Origin of the sequence: Methylobacterium sp. Leaf87 (assembly GCF_001422775.1) — a bacterium.
Classification (GTDB): Bacteria; Pseudomonadota; Alphaproteobacteria; order Rhizobiales; family Beijerinckiaceae; genus Methylobacterium.
Genome location: NZ_LMMI01000016.1, coordinates 56,742 through 78,604 on the forward strand (window position 1 = coordinate 56,742; position 21,863 = coordinate 78,604).

Consider the following 21,863-nt stretch of genomic DNA (forward strand, 5'->3'; position numbering starts at 1 on the left):
GAATTTGTCATACTCTCGTCGGTCGGAGCTGTAGAACACGTCCACCGTGTAGCAGGATAGCCAAGTTGCGGCCAAACCACAGAGTTGTGATCGGCGCCCATGCCGCGCTGATCCTGATGTCGATAGGGCAATTCCGGAATCGCCCTATGGACGTCAGCAACGAGTCTTTGGAAGGTCCGCTCCTCACCCCTAGAGCTGCGTCCACTCAGATTGGGTCATAAGCGTCGTAGCCTGCGGCGGTGATGTAGTTTCGGCATTCGGTTGGACTGAAAGCGGCGAAGGCGTCCTTGATGGCCTGCCAGAGGTCGGGGACGGTGCGCGCGGCGGCCGTGCGCAGGAGGGCTTTCAGCTTGGCGAAGGCCTGTTCGATCGGGTTGAAGTCCGGCGAGTAGGCGGGGAGATAGAAGACCCGCGCGCCGGCCGCCTCGATGGCCTCGCGCACGCCGGCGACCTTGTGGACGTTCAGGTTGTCGAGGACGACGGTGTCGCCCAGCTTCAGCACCGGGACGAGGATGTCAGTGACATAAGCTCGGAAACGCTCACCGTTGGTCGCGCCATCGAACAGGGTAGTGGCGACGAGGCCGCTGGTGCGTAGGGCGGCGGTGACGGTGGTGGTCTTGTAATGCCCCCGGGGCACGAGGATGCGGCAGCGCTCGCTGCGCGGGGTCCGGCCATAGGTTCGGGCCATGTTCGTCGCGGCGGCAGTCTCATCGATGAACACGAGAGCGTCGGGATCGAGGCCGAGTTGATCCGAGAACCATGCCTCCCGGGCGGCCCTCACGTCCGCCCGCTCCTGCTCAGCTGCGTAGGCAGCCCCTTTTTACGGGTGATCCGATGCCGGGCAAAGAACCGCCACAACCCACTGACGCTCGTCCGGACGCCTTGCTCGGCCAGGGTATCGCGCAACTCCCGCAGGAACGCCTGCGGGTGGGCTTGGGAGGCCTGAAGGATCTGCTCGGCATGTGCCTCGATGGCGGGTGCGGGCCGCTCACCACAAGGCGACCGGGGCGCGATCTTGCCCTCCTCCAGGAAACGCTCGTGCCAACGAATCGCGCTGGATGCGCCGATACCGAAGCGCTTGGCCGCTTGGCGGCGCGAGGCTCCCGCTTCCACCGCCGCGATCACCCGCTCGCGCAGATCCAACGATAAGGCTGCCGGCATCCCGATCTCCTCAGAAAATCCAGCATCGAATCAGATCCGCAGCCCGCCCGCCATCCCCCACGATTCAACCTCGCCGGACACGGATCTAGCCGAGGTTGGGGGACGGCCAACGAAAGGCCGCTTTCGGGAAACGCCGATGGCTGTCGGTGCGGCTGGCATGGGTCGAGAGCGGAACGTCCGTTCGCCGATCGTCTACCGGACACCCTGGAATGGTTGGATGGGTGATCGCGCCGATCGGTATTTGAGCGGTGGTTCAACGACGCGGGCCCTTGCCCTATGGCAGATCGTCAAACCTCGCACGGGGCAGGAAACGGACTTACCCGCGCGAGGAAGCATCTTGCAGGCTTGTCGGGCATACCTTGCGACCCTGACGATCAGCGTGGAGGTCGCAACACCTCATCGGTGAACTGCGTGCAGTCTTTCCAGCCGTATCTCGGTAGCGCGCGTTTGACGATCAGCGGTCGGCAAATCTCCAGGGATTGCGCTCGGCTGTAGTACCGAGAGCATTGATCGAATGTCATCCACTCTATTTCTTTTCCTTCCTTGAGTTTCCCGGAATGCTCGCGGCAGGCTTTCTCGTTTTCAAGCTTCCAAACGACCAGCTTCGCAGCGGCAGTCTTTGCATCCTCTGCGGCTACGGCAGCCTGCCTCTTGTGCTCCGACCACTCAGACATCTTGAATGCACTGATCGCCAAGATGCAGGATCCGAGCGTTAGGACCATGGCTCGGACCGTTCGGCCGGTCCGATACTGCCGTCGGGCTAAAAATCGCCACACGAGAAATGGGATCAGGAAGAAACTCGTCAGTTCGGCAAAATTATCCGCGGCGAACTTGGCTACCGCTATCACGATGCCAACTATCATCATGAACAGTGGGGCGGCCAGTATCAACGGAAGCTGGGGCTGCGGAATGATGCGGACATGAATTTCTTGATCGCTCATGATTGATGCTCACCCCTCAGATCAAAGCGGCATCGTGTAGAGCCTGCGTCCAGTCGGGCAGCATTGTAGATCATTACTTTTTCTAACTTGCATTTCAAAATAAACGTTATTTGTGTCGAATTTGATGCTAATCGGCCCTTGCCCAATGACCTTGTAGATCTGGTGGGTTACACCCCAACCTCCGGTCTCGGATGCTTCCTCCGTTGTCACAGCAGATCTAAGCCTGGCATTGCCGGGGGATCCTGAGAGGTAATCGACAACAACGAGTGCGTGCTTGAGATCTGGAGAGTAGTAAACCTGAAAGATGGTGTCAGGTGCGATTTTGCAAAGCGTGCTGTTACCGCTTGAATCGACGCAGCCAAGCTTTTCGTCTCCCGTGAACCAGAATTTGGTTATGGCTGTGGCATAACCGCGATCGTCCATGGCGGTGGCCGCCAGGGGAAATAGCATAGCTATCAGTATAATTATGCAGCGACACATGATTTTATGTCCATTCGAACGTGAGATTTACAATCCTAAGAAATAGTGCGCGCGGTTCTCGACGGTTTGTTTCCGGAAGCCTCACGCGGACCATCGTAAGACGCTGAATGTCGCCGGTATCTCGCTGTCGAAGCTCATCGCATGATCGCCGGGCCGGCTCGTTACCGGATCCGATGAACAGCAGGAAAGCCAACGGTGCCGGGGCACCCTTCCAGCGAAGTCATCCAGAGCCGGGCGGTGGGACGCAGCGCCAGGGTGAACTTCCCCTTGCCAATCGGGCCGTCGTAGACCCCCATGACCCAGTCCCGCTCTGCCGGGGCGGTCCCTGACCGGGTGTAGCGATAGGGCGGATGCCCGGAGGTCTTGTCGTCACAGACGAGCCGCCAGCGCGTCACGGTCGTGGTTCGTTCGAACGTGAGCACGCCGGTCCTCGCCCTGTCGCCCGACGTTCCGGGCAGGTCGACGCGGAAGCGCTCGGGTCCGGCCGCATGGACGACGTTGGCAAGGAGAACCAGCGGGATCAGGAAAAAGCTGCGCATCCTGCCCTCAGTCGTCCATCGCGAGGTTGCCGTCGGTCCCCTTGAAGAAGCGTGCCTTCATCTTGGGGCGTTCGATGCCGTTGATCGTCACGGCGAACTCGCAGACGTGGCCGTCCTTGGCCTGGGCAGGGAGGCAGCTCGCCTTCCTCACGCCCGAGATGTCGGGAAGGGCGTCGTACCGGCCGGCGCTCCTGCCGCCGAGCTGCATGTTGGCCACGGCCACCTGCGCCGCCGGCATCCTGGCGAACACGTTGGACATCGCCTGCTGCATCGCCGCCGCCGACGGCTCGTCGCTGCAGGCGCCGAGGAGGGCGCAGGCCGCCACGGCGAGGAGCGGGGAATGGATTTTCGGGATCATGGGATTCGGTGTTCCTGGGCGAACGATGATCGTGAATGGAGGGCATGTCCCCACCCCGATGCCGCGCGGTCGGCGCGCCCCTGGGGAGGGGATCGTGGAAGGAATGGATTTGCGTGGGTAACGGCAGCGGCTCGGCCGACGGTCGCCGGGCACGTATTCGTCATGGATCGAGCGGTGGGTCGGCCGTCGCCGGCCCCTATCGCTGTTCCGCCATCGCCAGCGTCCCGTCGGGGAGAGGATAGAAGCGCGCGTTGTCCGTCACCGGCGCCTTTCCGTCGTAGGAGAGCTGGATGTCGCAGGCGAACCCGGGCTTTCCGTTCGCGGGGGCGCAGCCGATCTTTCGGAACGCGGTGATCCTCGGCATCGGGGCCACGCCCGGGCGCAGGGATCGATAGTTGGCCGCAAGCGCGGCCGAGGGGTTCATCCGTTCGTAGACCTGGACCAGCAGGCGCTGGGTGGCGTCCCGAAGCTGCTCCTCCGTCGGCTCGCCGACGCCGCAGGCGCCGAGCGAGACCATCGACAGGAAGGCGGCCAGGGCGCCGCTTCCGGCAAATCGTTTCATGGGAGTGTTCCGTTTCATAAGGAGGAGCGCGAGACGCCTCGAACGACGGCTCGCGCCGGAAGGGGGCGCGGGTGTCCGCCGATCCGCGGCCTAGCGCAGCAGCTGGAGGATGCCCTGCTGGGCAGTGTTGGCGAGCGAGAGCGCCGAGACCGCGAGCGAGTTGCGGGTCGACAGCGCCTGGGAGTTGGCCGCCTCCTCGTTCATGTCGGCGTCGGTGAGGTTGGCCGCGCCGGTGCCGAGGATGTTGCCGAGCTGCTTGGTGAAGTCCTGCCGGGTCTGCACGCTCGATAGGTTCGAGCCGAAGCCGGACTGCAGGCTCTTCAGGCTGGCGAGCGCCGTCTTCAGGGTGTCCTGCATCGAGGCCAGCCCCTTGTCCGTCTGGATGTTGAACTCGCCGGCACCCGGCGTGCCGTTCACCGCCGTGGCGATGCCGAGGCTGTCGGCGCTCAGGGTGCGGCCGGCCACCGAGAGCTTGGACTGGTCCTTGCCGGTCTTCTCGTTGAAGATCACGCTCAGGGTGTCGCCGCCCAACAGGTTGGTGCCGTTGAACCCGGAATCCTTGGCGATCTGGTCGATCTGGGTGCGCAGGTCGTTGAACTGCGAGGCGAGCGCCGTGCGTGCCGCCGAGGTCTTGTCGTTCGAGAGGCCGGTCGTATAGTCGGTGGCTTTCAAGCCGACGGCCACGTTGCCGCCTCCCGTCTGAGCCTTCGCGTCCGTCAGGGCCGCGGCGGCATCCGCGCCGCCGCCGACGCCGACCTGCAGCTTGTCCGAGTTGCCGGTGACCGTGAGCTTGCCGGCGTCGTCGACCGAGGCCGAGGCAAGGCCCGACGCGTTGATGGCGTCGACGAGATCCCCCACGGTCGCGGTCTTGTCCAAGGTTTTGGTGAAGGTGTTCTCCCCGTCCGTGAGGGTGATGGCGACCTTGGCCCCCGCGATGCCGAGCGATCCGGCGGAGGTGTCGGACGGTCGGCCGGCGGTGCCGCCCAGCGCCATGCTCATGGCCGTGGTGCGTAGGCTGGTGCCCGTGAGCTTTGCCTCCGGGGCGGTGGCGAGTGCCCCTCCCGTGGTGGTCGGGCGATTGGCGGCGGCGGCGCTCTGGGCCTGGGTGACGGTCGATTGCAGCGACTTGACGAGGTCGCCGATCTTGGCCGCGCCTGTGTTGGCGGCCTGGATGGTCTGAACGCCGTTGGAGATGCCGTCGAGCAGGCCGGACAGGGCCGAGGACCGGTCCGAGAGGCTCTGCGCGGTGAAGAAGTTCACCGGGTTGTCGAGGGCCGAGTTCACCTTCTTGCCGGTGGAGAGGCGGTTCTGGTTCGTGGCCGCGAGCGCGGCGGTGTCCTGCAGGGAGAGCAGGTTCTGGCGCGTGGCGGCGGACAAGGTGATCGAAGAAGACATCGCGGGATCCTTTTGCACCCGACCGAAAGTATCGGGCTTGGCATTAGGCTCGCTGCCCCAAGTTTATAGGGGCGTAATGTTTGACCTGCATTGAGGTACGTTATGTCACCTCACGTCCTGGATATGTCACCTGGTGTACTTGTCGATAAATTAGGGGATAATAGACGAGACTGCAGCCCGATCGATTGACCCGTCGCTGCCCCGATGTTGTGAAGGGGGCGACCTCGACACCGGAACTGCGGATGCAACAAGAGATCATCGACCCCCGGTTCCATCTGATCGAGGACGAAAAGGCCCGCCGGGAAGCCTGGATCCGGACGATCTCGCCGGTGTTCGTCCCCACGCTGGACCGATCCATCCCGCTGCCGCGCGACATCGGCTTTCGATGCTGGAAGGTCGACAACACCCTGCTCAGCGCGATCGAGGCCTCGCCGCAGGCCATCGAGCGGACCCGCTCGCAGATCGCGACGCAGGCGGTGGACCACGTGATCCTGCGCCTCTACGAGACCGGCCGTTCGAGCGTCGACACGCCGTCCGGCGACGCCGAGATCGCGCCCGGCACCTTCGTGCTGTTCGACCTCGCCCAGCGGGTACGATCCGTCTCGAAGGGCATGACCGGGATCAACCTCGCGATCCCGCGACGCCTGTTCGACCGGCGGGTGGGCGACGTAGGGGACCTGCATCGCGGGCTTTTCGGTCAGGACGGTGCGCCGCTGGTCAGGCTCCTGGCCGACCATGTGAGGAACAAGCGGCGGTGTTTGGATACGAGCGACCCGGCCCAGCGCATCCTGCTCGCAGCGGCTACGGTATCTCTGTGCAACGCGGCGCTGACCCCGGCGCGGGACAGCGCCCACAACCGCCCGGCCATCGCCGCCATCGAGATCCGTCAATGGATCGAGGCCAATCTCGCCCGGAGCGACCTCGGGGTCGAAACGCTCGGCCTGCGCTTCGGGCTGTCGCGCACGCCGATCTATGCCCTGTTCGAGGGCGAGGGCGGGGTCATGACCTACATCCGCAACCGCCGGCTCGCCAAGGCGATGCGGATCCTGTCCGGGGCGGAAGGCGGGGAGCCGCTACGGATTTCGAGCGTGGCCTACGCCGTCGGCTACGCATCTCCCAAGATGTTCTCGAAGGCGTTCCATGCGCGCTACGGGGTGAACCCCCGGGACGTGGACGCGACCTACCGCGACGGGGCCCGATGGGAGACCGGTACGATGCTGCTCTCGTGGATCACCGGGCTGTGACGGCGGTGGTCATGCCGTCGTTCCCGGGACGCTTCGTGGATCCGGACGGCGTGGAACGGGCGTGCGTGGTGAGAGGCAGGTCCGTCGACGACTTGTCGATCGCCGGGGACGGCATACCGGCCGATGGCCGGCGCTTCGCGTGCAGGATCGAATCCCTGGGGCTCCTGCACGGCAGCATCGCGGGCGTGCGCGAGGGGCGCCTCGTGCTGTCGCTGGCTGAGGCCGCGCCGCGTAGCGCCCGGATCGCCGCCCGGATAGCATGGCATCGCGCGAGGCTGGAGGGCGGCCCGGAGCTGCGGTCGGATCCACGGGTGGTCCCCACACGATCCGTCGTGCCGCTGCGATGGCGGGGCGGGGAGACCGAGGGAACGCTCACCGACGTGTCGGCGGGCGGGGCGGCGCTCGTCGCTGACCCGAGGCCGGCGGTCGGTGAGCCCGTCACGGTCGGCATGCGTCGGGGCGTCGTCGTCCGACATACGGAGGCAGGCATCGGGATCCGGTTCACGCTGCCCCTTCGGCCCGAGGACGTAACCGAGGATATCCGCCTCTGAGGCGCGGGCCGTTGGGCCGCCCCCGCATGTCGGGCGTCGCCACGTCCCGGATAGAGGACGCGGGGATTGGAATCCGTCGAGCCCTTTGCCGACAGGTCGATCGCGATCCCCTACGTCAGGGGCAGGCCCCAGATATCGGTAAAGCCCCACAACGCCCAGGCGCGCTCGCGTTCGTAGGCGGCCTCGGCCTCGATCCGTTCGGCCGCCGCGCGGACGCGTTCGAGCGCGGCGAGATGGCGGTCCAGCGTTGGGTCGAACGCGGTCAGCCGCCGCCGCAGGACGGCTCGCCGGACCGCCGGCAGTGCGCGCAGGCGTCGGAGCGCAGCCCCCGGACCGCGTGGGTCACGTCCGCCACCGCCACGGTCAACTCGGTCAGGGCATCCACCAAATCGTCGAACCCCGAGCCCTCCTCCGTCTCCGGCGGCGCGAGACCCGCCAGGATCGCGTGGAGCAACCGCTCCTGCCTCTCCAGGCTTCGCGCGAGATCGGCTTCCTGCATCGGTCCCATCCTCGAATTCGTGACTGCTCAGTCGGGCCTTCACCGTCGCGGCGACGATGCGCCGGCCCTCGAAACGCCGCGACGCCGCCCCGACGAGGCGGGTCGCGAGGTGCGCCGCGCCGGAGGCATCCACGACGACCGGGCCCTTCCGCCCCTGGCGCAGGTCGAGCCCGCGTGCCCGTAGCGCGGCAACGAACCCCGACCCGTCTTCCGACGCGCGCCAGGCCGCCAGCGTCGCCCGACGGACGTCGTCGAGATCGATGCCGGTTCGCTCCTGCCCAAGCCGCTCCGCCGGCGTCAGCGGCGCGATCGGCCTCTCGGCCTCCGTCGCCCCGGCCGCGACGAGCCAGTCCGCGACGTCGGACCGCCCGTCCTGCCGCAGGCGCCGGGCGATGGCCCGGGCGTGCTTGGAAGGTACCGGCGGCATGCCGAACTCGAACTCGACGATGCGGCTGCACTTCTCTCGGCGGGGATAATCCCAGGCGAGGTCGACCACCCGCCCGGACGGCCGCACCAGTCCGTAGACCCGATGCTCGTGGCGCCGTCCCTCTTTCAGGTGGACGGCGCCGCAATACGGTTGGCCGGTCAGATCGAACTCTGCCTCGAACAAGGCCCACCACCGCGACCTAGCCGCGGCGTTGTCGCGGATCGCGGGCTCGGGGTCGCAGTGCACGTGGTAGATCGGGCGATCGGTCCTGCCGCCCAGGGATAGAGCGACCAGTTCCCGCACCTGGTCCACCAGGGTGGCGCTGCCAAGCCCGCGCGCCGGGACGACCTCCACCGCGTCGTTCTCCGGTTTCAGGAGGTGGCGGGCCAGCGCGTCGCCGAGGCCGGCCCCCCGGACCGCGCCCGAGATCATCCGGCCGCACGGGCGATGACCAGGGGGATGAGGAGGCGTCGGGCCTCGTCGAGCCCTGCGCGGGCGGCTGCGGCATCACTCGCGGAGACGGCCCGGTTCACCGCCGCGAGCTCGCGGATCGCCGCGGAGATCGCCGCGATCTCCTCCGGCGGCCGATGCACCGGCCGGCCGCTGCGGGCGTCGACGGGCGATCGCATGCCAATCCGGTCGAGGAGCGCCCGCCGCACCCAGGCGCCCGCGGTGAGGCCGTCCCGCCTGGCATGCGCCGTGACGTCGCTCGCGAGGCGTCGGCTCATGCGGGTGACGAACCGGATCTCCAGGCCGGGGGGACGGGGCCTCGGCCCGCCCGGCTCTTGGATCACGGCCGGGCCGGGGGGGGCGAGGCCGTCGTCGGCCGGATGGGGTTCGTGCGTGTTCTCGGTGTCGAACATGGTCTTCCGTCGGAATGAGGGTGGCGATCGGTCGGGGCCAAAGGGCCTCAGGTCGGGGGGGTCGGATACGGCGGGTGGCGGATCGCCGGATCCGGTTCGGGCGCCGGGCCGGCGGCGCCGTCGCCCGGGCGACCGCGTCGCCGTGAAGCCCGCTCCTCCGCCGCGAGGCGGCGGGCCTCGATGACGGCCCTGACCTCGGCTGGGACCGCGAGCGGGGGCGGGCGCGGGGCACCCGTGAGGCGGGCGAGCTCGCAGCGGGCATCGAGGACGGCCAGGGCGCGCTCCCAGATCGCGATGTCGGTGACGAGTTCCTGTTCCGCCCGCCGCCGCTCGACCGTCTCCGGCAAGTCGGTGCCGGCACGCCACGGCGTGCGGCCGGTGAGGCGGCGGGCGTACTGCCAGGCCCAGATCCCCGGGCCCATCGCCTCCGACAGCCTGCCGAGATCCGTGTGATCCAGGTGGTCGAAGGTGCCGGCCGCGACGGCGCGGGCGTAGTTACGCGTGGCTGTCGGGAGCGACAGCATGCGGGCGACGCCGGTCCGGCCCGATGGCGGCGGCGGGGCCGCGGGGATCGCAGGCCCGGTCGCGATCCGCATGCGGATCACCGGCGAGGGTCGTAATGTGAACAGCCCACGGAACACGCTTTTGAACATCGCTCTCGTCTCGAACGGCGACCGGGATGACCGCCACGGAACGAACGTTGGACCCGGCCGGCAGACCATTCCAGCGGGATGCCAACTTTTGTTTGCACAAGTCCCGGGATTTTTAGATACGAGTACAGCAACCCCTAAAATTTTAGACAAAACTTGGCATGCCATACTTGGCATGCGCGGATATATCTCGAAAAGCCGCAAGACGGCCGCGAATCGGGTACTTGGGTCGGAGGCATGCCACGTGCGCACGGCCCGGCCCGCGATGCACTCCCGGCCGCGTCGGGATCCCGAACGGCGTGCACCTGATTCGTCGCCCGAAGCGACCGATCCGGATCCCTGCGGCGTAGATTGGCATGCCAACCATGGCTGGTTGTCGGTCCGCCCGACCGGCCGCCGGCCCCCCGGATTTGGAGCGACGGGACCGCACGGGAACAATCCGAGCCTCGACACAACGGAGGTCCGGGTCATGCTCGACGGGTTCAGAAAATTCTTCAGGTTCAGCGCGTCGAAGTCGGTTGAGCCGTCCGGACGACGTCGATCGGCGCCGGAGGCTCGGCCGGGGAGCGAGGCCAGACAGCCAGCGGGTCGGGACGGGTCCGCCGCACCTCCGTTCACGGCTGCGCATGCCAAGCCGGGCGCCGGGAAAGGGCAGGCGGAGGTTAAGCCAGCCATGGCCGTCATCCCAAGGGATGTCGACCAGAGGATGCCACGGGTGGCATCCCCAGGGCTCCCGCCCGTGGACCCGGTGGAAAGGGCACCCGCAGGAAACAGCGCCATCGCCATGTCGCCGCTTGACGGAGGCGCCGCCCCGTCTGGGCCGGGGCTGGTCATGCCGGGGCGGGACTCGTTGATGCCGGCGGCGTCATCCGGGCCGGGTTTCCAGCGATTTCGGGCGGAACCGGTCTGGCCGACGCCGTCCATGGATCAAGTGCGGCCGCGGCAGGACGCCGCACTTGAGCCCTCGAAATCCCTGGAAACGGCCGACTCTTCGATTGGACGATCCTTTGCCGACGCCGTGTCCGAACAGGTGCCGTCAAAGGATTGGCGTGCGTCCCTCTACGACATCGCACATGAGCTCCAGCAGTTGGAGCTTTTCCCCGATCCGCCAGTGCCTTCCGAGCATTCCATGGACGTCGGATGCGATGATGAAAAAGCATTCCATGGAAAGGATCAGAAGGATTGCGAGCAGTCCTTCGGAGCGGTCGACCCGAGCGGCGAGCGTCCGGAAAACGGTGCCCGGACCCTGGGCGTTGACCTCTCGATCGAAACCGGTTTGCCTCGCGTGACGACGCCGGCCAGGGATTTTCGCAGGCTCCCCCAACGGGTTGCCGACCGGCCGCGGAGCGAGGAGTGGAACGATGACGAGTTGCTGACCTTGCCCGAGGCCGCCGCCCTGTTCTGGCCGAACGGGCCGATCACCACCAATACCCTGAGGACGGCCGGCCGCGACGGCTCGCTGGCGATCACCAAGGTGGCGGGGAAGTTCTTCACGACCCCGATGGCGATCCGCCGAATGGGTGCGGAGGGTGCCGGCGACAAACCCACCCAGCCGAGGACGGACGAGGCGTCCGGGTCTGCCACGCTGCAGAGGAAGATTGCCGAGGCTCAAAGGCTCGGCGGTGGGCGTGCGCGTTCGAGACGCGCCGCCAAGAGACCTGTCGCCACCGCCGTGATCGGCGGATCGGGACAGTAAACGGCGGACACGGGGCGCGTTAACTGTGGCGGTTCACCGCCCCGCGTCCGCCTTCCGTAGCACCGGCACGCGTGCCGACACAGGTAGGTCTGAGTACGATGAAGCGAGAGAAGATGCAACGGGCCGCGTTCGCGCGTGCCGAGGACGACGTGCGCGTGGTCCTGATGACCGCGGCGGCGGCGATCCCGGAGCCTGACAACAAGCGCGGGCCCCCCTCTGAGGGGCCGCATCTGGTGCTGCGCAGGTCGAGGACGGACCCGACGAAGTTCACGTGGTACATTCGCGACGGCAAGCGAGAGGAATCCACGCGCCAGCCCCTGGCGCAGCGGAAGAAGGCGGATAGGGCGCTCGATCTCTACAAGCTCCAGACGGAGGCGCGGGAGCGGGGTATCGTCGCCCCGCGCATGGTGCCGATCGCGGCGACGATCAACTATCTCCTCGACGCCGCCCGGCCACCCGGCAAACCACCGGTCCCGCGCAAGACGTCCCTTCGCTCCGCCGCCGCCAAGGAAACGGCCCGGCTGTGGAAGGTGTATCGCAAGATGGCGAGGCGTCTGGCCTCGCTGGCGACCTTCTTCAAGGACGAGACGCTCAAGGACCTCTCCACGACCCGATGCATCGATTACATCGAGTGGCGGTCGAGCCAGCGCGACGCCCGCTATCTGGATGACGATCCCGATGCGCCGAACGCCAGCCCGAGCACCGCGCGGGAGGACATCCGCTTCCTGCGCAAGGCCGTGAAGCTCTACGCGGGAGAGCACGCCCTCGCGTGGCATCCCAACGTGGAAGTGCCCGCGCCAGGCCCAGGGCGGACGCGGTGGTTGCGGCGGTCGGAGGTGGCCCGGATGTACTGGGCCATCCGCGGCCGCATCTGGGACAACGAGACAGGCGCCTGGAAGCGCGAGCGGGTCATGGGCCCGCGCGGGAGGATGGTCACGCGCTATGCATACCGGGATCCGCAGACCATCGCCAACCGGAAGCCGTTGCGGCGGTACCTGTTCGTCGGCCTGTACACCGGCACCCGGGACGAGGCGCTCCGTGAGCTCAGCTGGGAGTGCACGGCGGATGGCGGCTGCATCGACGTGGAGGGCCGCTTCATCCACCGGCGCGGCTTCGGAGCGGACCCGAGCAAGGGCAAGCCGCGGATGACGTCGCGGATCGCCCCTAAGATCGCCTCGACGCTCGGGGTCTGGCGGAAGTCCGATCTCGCGGCGGGGATCGCGGCCGTCGTATCCCGTCCTGACGGGGAGCCCTACGCCTCGACCCCGGTGTGGATCTGGGAGGCGGTCGTCGCCGACGCCGGACTGGATGAGGAGGTGGTCCGCCACACCCTGCGGCACACGGCGGCGACGTGGCTCCGGATCGCCCGGGTCGACGTCCGGGCCGCCGCCGACCTGCTCGGCATGTCGGTGCAGACGGCGGTGAAGATCTACGGCCAGTGGACCCTGGAGGGGCAGGACGCGGCGGCCGACGCCCTGGCGTGGTCGCACGGGGTGAAGGCGGCCCACTCCTTCGCCATCAAGGTCCCCTCGACGATCGAGGTCGTGGTGCCCCGTGGCCTGCCGCCGCGGGAGCACCCGAGCCAGACCGAGCGGCGGCGACGCGAGCGGATCCGGGCAACCGATCATGCCACCCGCAGGCGGATCGATCCACAAGCCGCCTTGAGCCGTCTTGCGCCTGTCCTGGCGTGAAGCCGGTCCGCCGGGGCGAGGGGCTTTCGGGATCCCTTGCCCCGGCTCGCCGCGCCGGAGGTCGGCGCCTGACCATTCGTGAGGCCTCTCATCGGCGGCCATGTCGTGGCCATGGCCTGCCCCCGAGGGACCGGGACCTTCGGATTAGACCGTGGCCTGGCCCGTTCCACCACGTCCGCCCGGACCGGCCTTCTTCCTTGATGGCGTCTTGGCATCCTTCGCCTTCGTTGGGGCCTTGAGAAGGTCGACGGTCTCGAAGAGGCGCCGGGTGTACCTGTCGGCTTGCCGGCGGAGGTCATTCACGTTGTTCACGACGATGAACATGCCCACGAGGGCGGACAGCGCGACGACCGGCCAAACGGGGTGCCCCAGCCAGATCGCGGCGGCGCCCGAGCCCATTCCGATCAGGCTGGCCAGGATCCCGTACGGCCTCATCGCCAGGAGGTTGCGGCGGAATCCGTAACTGACGTTCTCGTCGAACAGCATGGGGAAGTTCTTGGGACCCCAGGTTCGCGCACGTAGCATCCGGACCATGCCGGCGTAGCACTGGTCCGCCGCGGCAGGGTCGCCGGCCTCCTCCTGCGCGCTCGGCACATGGAGACTCGGATCGAGCACGGCGATCTTTGCATGCAGCGCAGCGGTCTGGCGCGCGTCGAGCTCCGGATGGGCATAGCGCAGATAGGCCGTGGCTGGCGCGCCACCCCAATCGCGCCATAGCCTTTCCTCCAGGCGCGTCCCGAAGGCCCGTGGCACGAAGGACAGGGCGGTCGCGAGCAAGGTGGCGCAGGCCCCGGTCGTGACCCACTTGGCCGCCATGCCCCCCCATCCACCCTTCGCGAACGCCTCGGCCGGTACCCAAGGGTAGGCCGCGAGCACCAAGGGAAAGGCGACGACGAGCATCGGCAGGACGCGCGCGTTGAGGATGTAACGGTCGAGATGCAACATCAGGCAGCCTCCCCGAGAGGGCCGCCGGCGGGCCGCTCGATGAATTCGGTGACGAGGGTTCGGTAGCCGCCGGGCGTATGGATCAGCATGAGCAGCGGGAAGATCTGCACGGCGGCAAGCTTGAGTGCCGTCGCAAGATCCTTGGGCGAGTGACCGCTGGTGACGAGATGGTTGTGCCAGGTCCCGAGCGGATAGAGGGCGCCCCCGTTCCGCTCCACCAGGCCATCGATGCGTTCCGACAACCCCTCGACCCCGAGCACGAATTCCTCAGCCGAGAAGCGGCTGTCAGGAGGGGCAGGCAGCACGTCGACGACATGAAACGTGTCTGTGAGGTCCGAGTAGCGGCCGACGAGGATCCCCCCGGTCTCGCTGCCGGGCCGCGCGGCGACCTCGCGCGCGATGAAGGCGTCGACCCGCGCACTCACACGGACGCCAGGGCCATGTTTCGAGGCGGTCTCGACGACCGTCCATGGAAGGACCGGGTTACGTATCCAGCTCTGGCCTAGGCCGTCTTCCGCGCCGAGCCCGATCAGGATCTCGCCACCGGCGCCGGGCAAGCCGAGCGCGTGCAGCTTGCCCAGCGCGACGGCCATGGGAGCGGTCATCGCCGAGAGATGGGCGTCCGTCATGGGAAAGGTCAGCGAGGAGCAGCCCTGACCGATCGAGATCCGGGTTGCCTCGGCCTCGGGTCCGAACACGGCAGTGGCCGTGACGTCGTCCTCGGCGAGCAGGCGGTAGGTTTCGGCGGCAAGGTCCGCGATCGATGGATTGGCCGCCGGACCCTCAACGCCCATGTACGCGAGGCGACCGGCACCGAGCAGGCAGGTCTCGACGCACCTCGGTCTGGTGGCAGTGACGTGCGGGAGCGACAGGGCCTCGCGCACCACGAGGGAGCCGGTCGCATTGACAACGAAATCCGTATCGGTTCCGAACACCGTGCCGGCCATCGTCGGATCGGTCATCCCCGAGGCGATATCGGCGGTGAGCGCAGTGAGGGCGGTCAGCCCATCGGTGAACCCGACGAGGCTGGAAGCGAGGAGCGATGCCTTGTTGCCGCCCGGCAGCTGTTCCGCCGCGTTCATCGGGAAGAGCGCGTGCCGGGCATAGTTGTGCGGTCGCATCGGCGCGGAATCGACGACCTGCGAAGGGCCTCGGCCACATCGCATCATGTGCGTGGCGATCTTGGATCCCACGCTGCCGCAACCAAGCAGCGTCCACCGCGCCGTCCCGCCGGCGTCCTCGCCGGAAGCTTCCCGGAGGAGGTTCGGCGAGACCTGGTCGTGAGGGGCGACGAGACGGACCGGCCTTCGGCTCGTGTGTCCGAGGTCGTCGTTGCCGGACAGCTCGATCAGGTAGGGGCAGATCTCGATGGGAGAACTGCCGCCGGTGAGGTTGAACGGTCGCCGGGCCAGCAGGATGATGATGCAGGGCTGAGGGGCGCGGCGGGACATCCCCCGCACCCTCCGTTGCAGGAGGTCGAGCTTGGCGCGCAACGGCTCGCCGCAACCGAGCACCTGCGCCCTGGCATGGAGCGAAGCCACGTCGACGACGGTCTCCGGCAGGTAGCTGCCGGCGATGAACGGCGGTCCAGAAGGCGTGCGGCCGGACCATGCCACGAGCGTTAGCGCGAACCCGTACCGCTCCTTCTCGGAGACCATCGTGCCTGACCAACGGCAGTCGTTCTCGGACAGGCCGTGACGTATGTCCGACAGCAGGACCCTGTAGGTCTCGGGCGCGCCGTTCTCGCGGATCGCCGCATAGCCGGCCCCGAAACCGTCGCAGCCGGCGTCGCGCCCCGCCAGGGAGCGGACCCAGCCGGAATTCAGGATGACCAGGTCGTGGATCCCGTCGCGCCTGGTGATCTCCCAGCCGCCGGCGGGATCGTTGAGGCGGACGAGCGCCGCCCGTTCGATCCATTCCACGAGCTGGTCGACGACCCCGATGATGTCGCGGGATTGCAGGAGCTCACGCACCGAGCCGAACAGGAGGCAAGGCTCAGGGGGGAAGCTCGGGCCCCGGGGCTGGAGGTGGGGATGGCTCCGGTCGAAGTCCTCGCGCAGGACGATGTAGGGCTCCCGCAGGGGGTAATCCGGCGCGAACCTCATGTTCACGGGCTCGATCGCCCGCACCCCATTGTCTGAATGGCCGCGGACCCGCCACCGGGACGGCAGGTGCGCATCGATTTGGACCACGGCGTCCGTCAGGCCGGTGGCGGCGTCGAAATGGCTCTCGATGCCGCGCACGGACGGATGCAGCGCGATCAGCCGAAGCGCCCTTGCGACCGAGCGCGGCATCGTGGGCGGCTCGGTCACCGGCGGAGACATCTCAGCCGTGCGGGAGGGGCGTGGCTCCGATGCCGGTCGCCACCGCGACCGTCGCAGCGACCGTCGGGCGCTTCGGCTTGTGCCCGGCATAGGTCACCTCGATCTCGTAGGGGTCGGTGCCGGAGCGGTCGGCGATGCAGGCGAACGTGCCCTTCTGCGGGGCGACGATGTCCCGGTATTCGCGCTTGGCGCGAATGCACGGTGGATCGTCGGCGTCGTCAACGACCTTCTTGCTGCTCGCGAGAACCTCGGCACCGGAGCGGGCCTGTCCGAGCGCCGACCGCGCGTCCTCGCTGACCTCGGCGCCCTCTCCGTAATCGGACCAGCTGTCCCAGGAGAGCGAACGCCAGCTGCAATGGTGGGGGGCGATCAACACGTTGTATTCGAGGACGTGCTTGCGGGACTTGTTCCGGTCCCAGACCTTCTCCCAGATGCCGACCTCGGCGTCGCCGCCGAACAGGAAACGCGACGCGTCGGCCTGACCGTCTGCCTCCAAGGCCAAGCCGATGATGACGCTGGAATTGTTGTTGCCGAGGAACTCGTCCTCGTCATCGTCCGAGGCCGGCATGGGGGCGATGAGCCTTGCCGTGAACCTGCCGGTCTCGCCGCAGATGCGGGAGAATTCCTCGTCCGCCTTCACCAGGATCGGGGTGAGGTCGTCGGTCTTTTGGCCGACGTCCTCGCCCATGATGATGATGCGCTCGCCGTCCGGGCCGATCCCGCGCTCACGGTAGCGCTTGACCCTGCGCCGCGCTTCGCATGCCCAGGCCTCGGCGTCCTCGCACAGCTGGTGGTCGCGGTCCGCCCGGCGGAACACGATGGGGCTCGACCACATCTCGCGGATGATGATCTTGTCCGCGGCCTTCGACCAAGTCTCCGGGGGCCCCAGGTGGAAATGCTCCTTCAAGCCCCGGCAATGATCTTGGTCGGGGTGGGTCAGGAGGAACCCGTCGACGTAGAGGCGGTCCGCCGCATCCCGCTTCAGGCGCTTCCGCAGCTGGGCGATGACGTCCGGCACGTCGGGTCCGGGCTGGCGTACGTTGATGTCGATCAGCAGCTTACGCCCGCCCTCGATCTCGACGAGGTGCATGTCGCCGTTGCCGACGCGGTAATGGACTGTGGATGCCGTCATGCGGGACCTCCGGCGACGTTGCCGTCGTAGCGCGCCATAAAGTACGTCTACTCCGAACTTGGGCCGGAATGGTTCGCTTTTCAAGGCTCTGGTGTTAGCCTACGGCGAACTTTCGGGCGCGCGACATGACGGCGGGGGCTAGGCGGTGGCGACGTTCGGCGAAAAGATCCGGGACTTGCGCAAGAAGGCCGGGCTGACCCTCGATCAGCTCGCCGAGATGACCGGCTCCAGCAAGTCGTACATCTGGGAAGTGGAGAACAAGAACCCGCCGCGGCCGTCCGCCGAGAAGATCGACCGGATCGCGAAGGCGCTGGGGGTGACGGCCGACTACCTGATGGACGCCCAGGCCGACTTGGCGACGGCGGAGGACGAGGCCTTCTTTCGAAAGTTCAGGGGGCTCGATCCGGACGTGAAGGACCAGATCCGGCGGATCACCGAAACCTTCCGGAAATGAGCCCGATCGCGCTGGGGTAGCGGCACGTTCAGGTTGTCTTGATCGCGAGGGAGTGCGAGCCTGTCTTCGAGAAAGGGCCAGGTTCGCAACCATGACGGCTTTCCCCGAGATGAGCCCGCTGCGGTGGGCGAACCAGCTCACCAAGATGCTCGATCTCGCGAAAGGGCAGGACCGGTATCCCGTCGATGTCGAGGAACTGATCCTGGAGTATTCGCGGACCGTCTGGCCGGACGACCCTGTTCTCAAGGTCGTGAGCCAGCCTCTCAAGGGCTTCGAGGGAGCCCTGGTGCCGGTGCACGAGGACCCTCGCGGGTGGCTCGTCATCAGCAACTCGACGGCCTCGGCCGGCCGGCGCCGGTTCACGGTCGCCCACGAGGCTGGGCACTACTTCCTCCACCGTCACCGGCTACCGAACGGCCTCCACTGCAAGGAAGAGGACGTCAGTCGGCGTGCCGGCAAAGACATTGAGAAGGAGGCCGATGCCTTCGCGGCAGCGCTCCTCATGCCGCTTCACGACCTGCGCCGCCAGGTCGATCCGAAGGTCCGGCCGACCCTTATCGAACTCGGTGCGTTGGCCGAGCGATACGGCGTGTCGCTGACCGCGGCAACGCTGAGGTGGCTCGAATACACCGAGCGCCGCTCCCTCATGGTCGTCTCGACGGACGGCTATGCCTGCTGGGCGAGGTCGAGCGATCCGGCCTACAGGTCCGGGCGCTTCATCAAGACCTCGGGGCCCCCGCACGAGATACCCGCCGTTTCCGGGGCGGCACGGCCGGACATGGCGGACGCTTGCCGCGCGGGCATCTCGCACCCATCCGGCGTCTGGTTCGACGAGGATGTCGAGGAGTTCACGGTGCACGCGACCGCCCTCGATCAGGTCATCACGATTCTTCATTTCGGAGATGCCCGACCGCGGTGGCGTGTACCGGACGAGGAGCCGGAGCCGGACGTGTACGACCGGTTCGTATCGTTCGAGAGCCGGTAGCGGTCGACTGGCCCGGCACGATCACGGCGGTTGCCAGACGTCGATCCGACCGCGTGCCAAGGCCCGCTTGAGGGTCGCAGCGCGCCATCGGTCAAGAGGCCGTCGGAATGGCGATCAACGGCCCCGGGACGAGGTGGTGCTTGCGTCGGTGCGTCGCCGTGCCGACAATGGCGTGAGCGGAAGGCGCGGGGCGGCTTGGTTGTGCGGTCATGAAATTCCAGGACGGCCTTGCTATACGACCCGTCATCCGACCGCCCGGCCCCTGGGGAAACCCGCGGCATGGCTGGTTCGAGACCGCCTACCGACGGGTCCGCCCTTGACGGTTCGTGACGATCGGCCTGATGGGGACATCGACGATCGCATGGCGCGACCGTCCCTGCGGAAGATGCGCCGTGCCGACTTCGAGGCCTTCCATCGGAGCGCGCGCGAGGTCTTCGCCCGCATCGCGGCCGCGGATCCCAGGAATGCGTTCTTTGATGGCGTGTACCGCTTGCGCGTGACCCCGGGCGGCGCGATGTGCGGCCATGATCAACGCTCGGTCGAGGTGTTCTATGGGTCCCGACCCATCGAGGCGGTCGAGGAATTCGTGGCACGCGAGGGCCGGGAGCCACGGTTGCAGGAACGGTTCCTAGCCGAGCATGGCGCCTGCCTGTTCTACCAGCGGATGGACAGCGGGATCGTTCTCGTCGGGCTCAGGCCGGCGGGCACCGAGAACTACCGCAGGCGGGAGGAGATAATCCAGCTGGAATGGATTTGGGCACCCGATGTCCTGCGGGGACGCGCCGCGCCGGAACGGCATTGGCGCGCCTTCGTGTCGTACATGGAATACACCAGCCTTGAGGGCGAGCCGACGATGATCGATCGCCTGCGGGTCTGGTGGCTGCTGTTCGCGCGGCCCACGGTCGTGGACGGGAAGCATTGCACTGCCCGGTGCTGGACGGTAGGCGCCACCGTTGTTAGGTTCGCGCTGACCATCGGCCTGAGCGGGTTTCTGCTGGCGATCGTGCAGGCGCTTATGGCGACGCCCCCATCGCCGCACTGAGGCGGCTGCGGGATGATCCCAGGTCGCGCGCGACCCGTGACGTCGGATCGCGATCATTGAAACCCTCGGGAATCCCCCGGGCCCTGGCCCTGGACCTTGGGCGTTACGGGTTGTCGGGTTAGAATCTCGGTGGTTTGGCCCCGTAGAGAACGAACGATTTCCATGCATTCCGATCGAGCCGAATGCGGTCCGATCCCTTCGTATCGGACCTAACTTTCGGGAAACCGTCGGGACGGATTTGAGCCGCAGGAATGCTTTCTGGCACGGCCGACAGGGGTGCCGAAAAGTATTCCTGCGCGAGTTCAAGGTGGTGCGAGAACCCACCTACGACGGATATCCCAGATGATGCCGGCGCTGCGCAATTTGGACTTAGCGAGCTCGGTCGAGACTGACGATGACGCGTTCCGAGAGTTTGTCGACCGGTCGTGAGACGGCCTGGAACGCACCATAGCAGGGCAATCCGGGGGAGGCTTAGCAAGGAGTTGCGGAGCGCTGGCCGCCTGTATGGATCGCCTTGTCGGCCTGCCTGACCCGCCTACGTCGGATCAGGAACGTCCGCGGACCCTTTCGGCGTCGGTCCTCGCCGCGCCTTTGGTGCCTGCGTAATGCCCGTCCAACCCGCGCGCCGTCGATATCTCGGTTTCTCAGCGTCCAGATCGAACCATCTGTCGTGATGATCCCGCAAGCGCATCTGCTTATGGAGGCGGCCTGGCGTCAGGGCCTTGTCCTTGGCCAGCGCCTCTTGTCTCAGGCTCGGCGGCAGGCGCCTAGCGACGTCCTGCACCGTCATCCATCTATCCTCGGGCAGGATTTCCACGACCTCCCGGATCACACGGTCCCAGAACTCGGTCCGGCGCAAGTGCGCGACCTCCTTGCGCAGCTCGGCGATCTCGACGTCCATCACGACCTGCCGCGCCCGCAACGTCTTGTTCTCTCGTGAGACCTCCTCGCCCCGGATGTGCGTCTCATCGAGCAATTGGCCCATGGCATCTCGCTCATGCCCCAACCGAACCCGGACATCGTCTAACCGTGCGTCGGCCTCGGCAACGGCCGCGTCCCACATCCGCTTCACGAAGCCGGCATGAAGGTTCGTCAGGTGCTGCGGCGGATCATGTTGTTCAGGCCGCGGCTCGTACCGGACGGACACCTTCCACGCGGTGAAGGCCTTGGCGATGGTCCGTTCGGTTCCCTTGATCCCGGCGTCGCGAAGGGCGGCCAGGACAAGCTTTTGGTTAACTCTCCCGCCGTCGGCCAGGACGGCGGCCGCGGCATCCCACACTTGCTCACGGCTCGGCATCCTGCACTCCTCACGGAGGTCGGACGATGTCCTGAAACGACTTAAGAGCGCGACAACGTCAATTCGGGAAGCGGGAAGTGGAAGCCGTCATCGCTTCCCACTTCCCGATCCGTGGCCTGCCCTTGTGAAGCGATCGAGCTTGGTGGCGCTCGGCGTATCAGTCGTCCGTTCTAGCTGGCGTTGGCCGCTTGCACACATCACCGTTCGATCGGCCAGTTTCAGGCTGGAACTGAGCACACTCTGGTGGTACACACAGGCGACGTAACCGGGCATCGAAAACCCCGTTTCCCCTAGGGAAAGCGCGAATTGGGGTACAGTCCCCCCCTCTCCGCCAGAGACAAGTTTGAGGCGGTTCGCCCGGACTTTAGACTACTGCAATCACTCAGCTTTTCGGACTGAGGCGCTTGACACGGTTTCGTTCGATCCCACGTGATACCCTCTCACTTGCTGGGGTAGATGCTCGGGGTTGGGCGGACATTTGATTCTGACCCAGCAAGCTGGTCCGCGCTGAGCGCAAGTTTTTTGGGCATCCTGAACCCTGAAGGAGGGTGGATGCCATGCCTCGCAAACGCTTCACGAATGAACAGATCGCCTTCGCCCTGCGGCAGGCGGAGAACGGCGCGACGG

22 protein-coding genes are annotated in these 21,863 nt (G+C 66.9%); 7 read left to right on the forward strand and 15 right to left on the reverse strand.

Annotated features, from left to right (window positions below):
- Positions 1–205: 205 nt before the first annotated feature.
- The 7 genes from ASF22_RS22990 to ASF22_RS11190 form a co-directional block, all read right to left on the reverse strand.
- Positions 206–1,161, reverse strand: a protein-coding gene (locus ASF22_RS22990) for an IS630 family transposase (RefSeq protein WP_156647667.1) whose coding sequence is annotated in 2 segments (ribosomal slippage) — positions 206–816 and positions 816–1,161 — 957 coding nt in all. Because the reading frame shifts where the segments join, the coding sequence is not laid out codon by codon here.
- A 374-nt stretch (positions 1,162–1,535) separates the two neighbouring features.
- The gene (locus ASF22_RS11170) at positions 1,536–2,102 is read right to left on the reverse strand and encodes a hypothetical protein (RefSeq protein ID WP_056264112.1); all 567 of its coding nucleotides are present in this window, start codon (positions 2,100–2,102) and stop codon (positions 1,536–1,538) included.
- A gap of 21 nt (positions 2,103–2,123) precedes the next feature.
- Positions 2,124–2,552 carry a hypothetical protein gene (locus tag ASF22_RS23780; protein WP_156647668.1) on the reverse strand — a complete coding sequence of 143 codons (429 nt, stop codon included), beginning with the start codon at positions 2,550–2,552 and terminating at the stop codon, positions 2,124–2,126.
- Positions 2,553–2,743: 191 nt separating this feature from the next.
- Positions 2,744–3,121 (reverse strand): hypothetical protein, encoded by a 378-nt coding sequence (locus tag ASF22_RS11175; RefSeq protein WP_056264116.1) that lies wholly within the window; start codon positions 3,119–3,121, stop codon positions 2,744–2,746.
- Between the two features lie 7 nt (positions 3,122–3,128).
- The gene (locus ASF22_RS11180; protein ID WP_056264119.1) at positions 3,129–3,479 is read right to left on the reverse strand and encodes a hypothetical protein; all 351 of its coding nucleotides are present in this window, start codon (positions 3,477–3,479) and stop codon (positions 3,129–3,131) included.
- A gap of 196 nt (positions 3,480–3,675) precedes the next feature.
- Positions 3,676–4,041 carry a hypothetical protein gene (locus ASF22_RS11185; RefSeq protein WP_056264122.1) on the reverse strand — a complete coding sequence of 122 codons (366 nt, stop codon included), beginning with the start codon at positions 4,039–4,041 and terminating at the stop codon, positions 3,676–3,678.
- 90 nt (positions 4,042–4,131) lie between these two features.
- A complete protein-coding gene (locus ASF22_RS11190; protein ID WP_056264124.1) occupies positions 4,132–5,436 on the reverse strand; it encodes a flagellin in 1,305 nt (434 codons plus the stop codon).
- A 242-nt stretch (positions 5,437–5,678) separates the two neighbouring features.
- On the opposite strand from ASF22_RS11190, the gene ASF22_RS11195 reads away from it, so the two are divergent.
- Together ASF22_RS11195 and ASF22_RS11200 are read left to right on the forward strand one after the other, a co-directional pair.
- Positions 5,679–6,680 (forward strand): AraC family transcriptional regulator, encoded by a 1,002-nt coding sequence (locus ASF22_RS11195; protein WP_056264127.1) that lies wholly within the window; start codon positions 5,679–5,681, stop codon positions 6,678–6,680.
- Positions 6,677–7,231 (forward strand): PilZ domain-containing protein, encoded by a 555-nt coding sequence (locus tag ASF22_RS11200; protein WP_056264131.1) that lies wholly within the window; start codon positions 6,677–6,679, stop codon positions 7,229–7,231. Before ASF22_RS11195 ends, ASF22_RS11200 begins: the two co-directional genes overlap by 4 nt.
- Positions 7,232–7,341: 110 nt before the next feature.
- Here ASF22_RS11200 and ASF22_RS11205 read toward each other — a convergent pair whose 3' ends face one another.
- The 3 genes from ASF22_RS11205 to ASF22_RS11215 all read right to left on the reverse strand — a co-directional run bounded on the left by ASF22_RS11205 (position 7,342) and on the right by ASF22_RS11215 (position 9,616).
- The gene (locus ASF22_RS11205; protein ID WP_244474260.1) at positions 7,342–8,511 is read right to left on the reverse strand and encodes a hypothetical protein; all 1,170 of its coding nucleotides are present in this window, start codon (positions 8,509–8,511) and stop codon (positions 7,342–7,344) included.
- Positions 8,512–8,585: 74 nt separating this feature from the next.
- Positions 8,586–9,020: a hypothetical protein gene (locus ASF22_RS11210; protein WP_056264136.1), complete on the reverse strand. Its 435-nt coding sequence runs from the start codon at positions 9,018–9,020 to the stop codon at positions 8,586–8,588.
- A 47-nt stretch (positions 9,021–9,067) separates the two neighbouring features.
- Positions 9,068–9,616: a hypothetical protein gene (locus ASF22_RS11215; protein ID WP_156647669.1), complete on the reverse strand. Its 549-nt coding sequence runs from the start codon at positions 9,614–9,616 to the stop codon at positions 9,068–9,070.
- Positions 9,617–10,592: 976 nt separating this feature from the next.
- On the opposite strand from ASF22_RS11215, the gene ASF22_RS11220 reads away from it, so the two are divergent.
- Together ASF22_RS11220 and ASF22_RS11225 are read left to right on the forward strand one after the other, a co-directional pair.
- On the forward strand, positions 10,593–11,366 hold the full coding sequence (locus ASF22_RS11220) for a hypothetical protein (protein ID WP_156647670.1): 774 nt from the start codon (positions 10,593–10,595) through the stop codon (positions 11,364–11,366).
- Between the two features lie 113 nt (positions 11,367–11,479).
- A complete protein-coding gene (locus ASF22_RS11225) occupies positions 11,480–13,057 on the forward strand; it encodes a tyrosine-type recombinase/integrase (protein WP_056264144.1) in 1,578 nt (525 codons plus the stop codon).
- A gap of 144 nt (positions 13,058–13,201) precedes the next feature.
- On the opposite strand, the gene ASF22_RS11230 is transcribed toward ASF22_RS11225, so the two are convergent.
- From ASF22_RS11230 to ASF22_RS11240, 3 genes are read right to left on the reverse strand one after another with little or no spacing between them, the layout of a single operon-like run.
- The gene (locus tag ASF22_RS11230; RefSeq protein WP_056264147.1) at positions 13,202–14,002 is read right to left on the reverse strand and encodes a hypothetical protein; all 801 of its coding nucleotides are present in this window, start codon (positions 14,000–14,002) and stop codon (positions 13,202–13,204) included.
- A complete protein-coding gene (locus ASF22_RS11235; RefSeq protein ID WP_210166650.1) occupies positions 14,002–16,296 on the reverse strand; it encodes a ThiF family adenylyltransferase in 2,295 nt (764 codons plus the stop codon). Before ASF22_RS11235 ends, ASF22_RS11230 begins: the two co-directional genes overlap by 1 nt.
- Before the next feature lie 31 nt (positions 16,297–16,327).
- Positions 16,328–17,458 (reverse strand): hypothetical protein, encoded by a 1,131-nt coding sequence (locus tag ASF22_RS11240; RefSeq protein WP_056264154.1) that lies wholly within the window; start codon positions 17,456–17,458, stop codon positions 16,328–16,330.
- Positions 17,459–17,603: 145 nt separating this feature from the next.
- On the opposite strand from ASF22_RS11240, the gene ASF22_RS11245 reads away from it, so the two are divergent.
- From ASF22_RS11245 to ASF22_RS11255, 3 genes are all read left to right on the forward strand, one after another.
- The gene (locus ASF22_RS11245) at positions 17,604–17,912 is read left to right on the forward strand and encodes a helix-turn-helix transcriptional regulator (RefSeq protein ID WP_056264156.1); all 309 of its coding nucleotides are present in this window, start codon (positions 17,604–17,606) and stop codon (positions 17,910–17,912) included.
- A 91-nt stretch (positions 17,913–18,003) separates the two neighbouring features.
- Positions 18,004–18,897, forward strand: a complete 894-nt coding sequence (locus ASF22_RS11250; protein WP_056264161.1) for an ImmA/IrrE family metallo-endopeptidase — start codon at positions 18,004–18,006, stop codon at positions 18,895–18,897.
- A gap of 361 nt (positions 18,898–19,258) precedes the next feature.
- Positions 19,259–19,939 carry a hypothetical protein gene (locus tag ASF22_RS11255; RefSeq protein WP_056264163.1) on the forward strand — a complete coding sequence of 227 codons (681 nt, stop codon included), beginning with the start codon at positions 19,259–19,261 and terminating at the stop codon, positions 19,937–19,939.
- 535 nt (positions 19,940–20,474) lie between these two features.
- Here ASF22_RS11255 and ASF22_RS11260 read toward each other — a convergent pair.
- Both ASF22_RS11260 and ASF22_RS24610 read right to left on the reverse strand, forming a co-directional pair.
- Positions 20,475–21,236: a DNA-binding protein gene (locus ASF22_RS11260; RefSeq protein ID WP_056264166.1), complete on the reverse strand. Its 762-nt coding sequence runs from the start codon at positions 21,234–21,236 to the stop codon at positions 20,475–20,477.
- Between the two features lie 440 nt (positions 21,237–21,676).
- Positions 21,677–21,863, reverse strand: a 187-nt coding sequence (locus tag ASF22_RS24610; protein WP_210166651.1) for a hypothetical protein, incomplete at its 5' end; no start/stop codon positions are given.